Origin of the sequence: Microcoleus sp. S13_C5, from assembly GCF_036700845.1 — a bacterium.
GTDB lineage: Bacteria > Cyanobacteriota > Cyanobacteriia > Cyanobacteriales > Microcoleaceae > Microcoleus.
On the sequence record NZ_JAUBPR010000248.1, the window covers coordinates 1 to 2,557 of the forward strand.

2 protein-coding genes and 1 pseudogene are annotated in these 2,557 nt (G+C 49.6%); 1 reads left to right on the forward strand and 2 read right to left on the reverse strand.

The genetic code is table 11. The features are described 5' to 3' along the window. Nucleotides 1-445 precede the first annotated feature (445 nt). Nucleotides 446-1,147: an alpha/beta hydrolase gene (locus QUA04_RS29250; RefSeq protein WP_333264186.1), complete on the forward strand. Its 702-nt coding sequence runs from the start codon at nt 446-448 to the stop codon at nt 1,145-1,147. Nucleotides 1,148-1,290: 143 nt separating this feature from the next. Here the strand turns inward: QUA04_RS29250 and QUA04_RS29255 are convergent, their stop codons facing one another. Next, nucleotides 1,291-2,187, reverse strand: a complete 897-nt coding sequence (locus QUA04_RS29255; RefSeq protein ID WP_333264189.1) for a CoA-binding protein — start codon at nt 2,185-2,187, stop codon at nt 1,291-1,293. A gap of 72 nt (nt 2,188-2,259) precedes the next feature. Beyond that, a pseudogene (locus QUA04_RS29260) lies at nt 2,260-2,557 on the reverse strand (RNA-guided endonuclease IscB); the annotation flags it as partial.

The following is a 2,557-nucleotide window of genomic DNA, read 5'->3' on the forward strand; positions in this document are numbered from 1 at the left end:
GCTTCTATGAATAATGATTATATGATGACTGTTCTCAACTCCTTTTGTCAAGCTTGATTGAGATGCTCTTACCCTGAAGAGGGATGTAGTTGCCTAAGAGAGAAAGAAGAAGCAATTGATCCCTTATGTTTGTGCAATTAAGAACGTCCTCCCGTCAGGGCAGTTCCTATAATTTTTATAAGGCACTTATGTACAAGGCGGAAGACACTCTGATAGAGGAGGCTGGAGATTTATAAGGTAGAAGGCAGAAGGAATAGAAGCGAAAAGATTTCGGCCGATGTGGTTACTTATTCTTAAAGTCAAGATCGAGAAAAAGTCTCGTTCGAGATTGTCGGTGTGACGCGGCCTCAAATTACACTGGCGACCTTGTAGAATATAACTGCTTCATCTATAATGTACAAAAATGTACAAATCTCGAAAAAATAATTTTAATGTAGCGGTGAATATGAAATTAACAAAATTTGTATCGATCGGCATTGCCCTACTTTTAGGAGCAAGCGGGAGCATATTATCTAGCAGCAGTAGAGCATTAGGGGCAGAAAAAGTTGTCCTCACATTTGGCCCGATCAGACAAGCCATCAACATCAGCGACTTAGAAGACTTTGCTAAAAACGGCACGACGACGCCCACCCTCCAACAAATTATCCGGTTCTCCAAAATGGACGCGCAAATACTGCGGGGGTTCATGGGTTTAGAAATTGGTTTAAAGCCTGCTAATCTGGCCAGGGTAGTTTACAGCACCCCAGGAGAAAAAATCACTGACGACATCGGTCAAGCAATTCGGACTCAGCGCCGCACAGAAAGCGGGAAAGCTTTGCGGGCAGCGGTGATCCTGGCATCCGGGGATGACGGTAAGGTATCGCTGCTAGAAATCCTGAAAAAGTATCCTCTCAACGAGGTTTACGTAGATGTTGCCAGCCTTCGCACCGCTGTTGGGAAAGTTCAGAGTATAGCCGGAACTCTGCGAAGCCTGCTTCAAGATGTGACGCGATCGACAACTCGCACAACTGAAACAAATCCCACCGAAAGTCCGATCGAACCTCGCCGCAGCGTGCAGCCCACAACTCCGCCTCCAGCGCCTCGCCGCGTCGCGCCCTTGCCAGCACCCGCACCGCAGCCTGTGACGCCAGTCAGAGGGCTTTGGTAAAAAAATCATAAATGTGTCCTAGGGGCGCGTTGAAGCGGCTGTTGTAGCATTCTGCAGACACTTTTGAGACCAAACCTGCCCCCGCCCTACCCCTATCCCAACCCCCAAGAGGGTTAGGACTTTTGTGAAAACTCCCAAAGCAATCAATTTTTCTTTAACAATTTTTTGAGCAACTTAGGAATCTCTGAAGGTCGAGCCGCCACAGGTATGTCCGCTTCTTCAAAGGCAGCCATTTTGTTTGGGGCCGTAACTCCAAAGGCTTTCTGGGCAGCCGCCCGAGAACTGATCAGGATGCCGGCGTGGCCCAAAGACGGCCCCTTGGGAGCGTAGCGGCCGGCCAGATAAGCAACAACGGGTTTGTCGATCGCCGAGGCGATGTAAGAAGCAGCAGCTTGTTCACTCCACCCGCCAACTTCCCCTACTAAAACCATCGCTTCCGTACTGTCGTCTTCGTCCAAAATTTGCAGCCACTGCATAAAAGAAGAACCGACAATCGCGTCGCAGCCAATACAAACCGCCATCGACTGTCCCAACCCAGCCTCCGTTAGTTCTAGGGCAACTTCGTAAGTCAAAGTGCTACTGCGGCTGATCACCCCCACCGGGCCGGGAGTGTAGAATTCCTTGGGGTGAGTTCCCAGCAGCAGTTTGTCGGGCACAATAATCCCTGGACTGTTGGGCCCGATCACCAAAGTTTCGGTGGCCTCTGCTTTTCTGACTAACTGCACTATATCCAGAGGAGGTACTCCCCCGGTGACGATCGCGATTTGCCGAATTCCTGCCGCGATCGCTTCTAGAGCCGCATCCAGCACCGAGTAAGCGTCTACAAAAATTACCGCAGTGTCAACGTGACCCACTGCTGCCACTGCTTGTTCTACCAAATCAAAAACCGGAATTCCCTCCACTTCCAGCCCCCCCCGACCGGGACTGACACCGGCGACTACATTCGTGCCGTATGCTTTCATCATCAGGGCGGCGCGGGTGGACGCGGGAGATTCTGTAATGCCCTGTACTAGGACTTTGCTTTCAGGAGTTAAATTCATTTTTCTTCCCCCTTGGAGACTCCCGCTGTACCTGTACCCAGGTCAGCGGCGAGAGGAAAAGGGGGGCAAGGTTTATGCTGCATACGAATAACCATCTTTTTTGTGAATAATTGAACAATATTTGTGGCTAATTCCTGACACTAATTCTGAGGCGGAAATATTGAATGAGCCACTGGTTCTTACGGCAACACGCCCAACGTAGGTACCAATTTTTTTGCCAGAGGTTACAATCGCTTTGACAATATCTCCCGTTTGAAAACCTTTAACAAACTTAAACCGGGGAACATAGCGATATGGAAAGCCGAATTTGCCAGTGCGGCACATTTGACGTGTCCCGTGACCAGTTGCTTTGATCGATAGTGGCTTGCTT

Bases quoted from the DNA above. Each gene is read 5' to 3' on its own strand.
- QUA04_RS29250 (WP_333264186.1), top strand. From the start codon at position 446: ATGAAATTAACAAAATTTGTATCGATCGGCATTGCCCTACTTTTAGGA.
- QUA04_RS29255 (WP_333264189.1), bottom strand. From the start codon at position 2,187: ATGAATTTAACTCCTGAAAGCAAAGTCCTAGTACAGGGCATTACAGAA.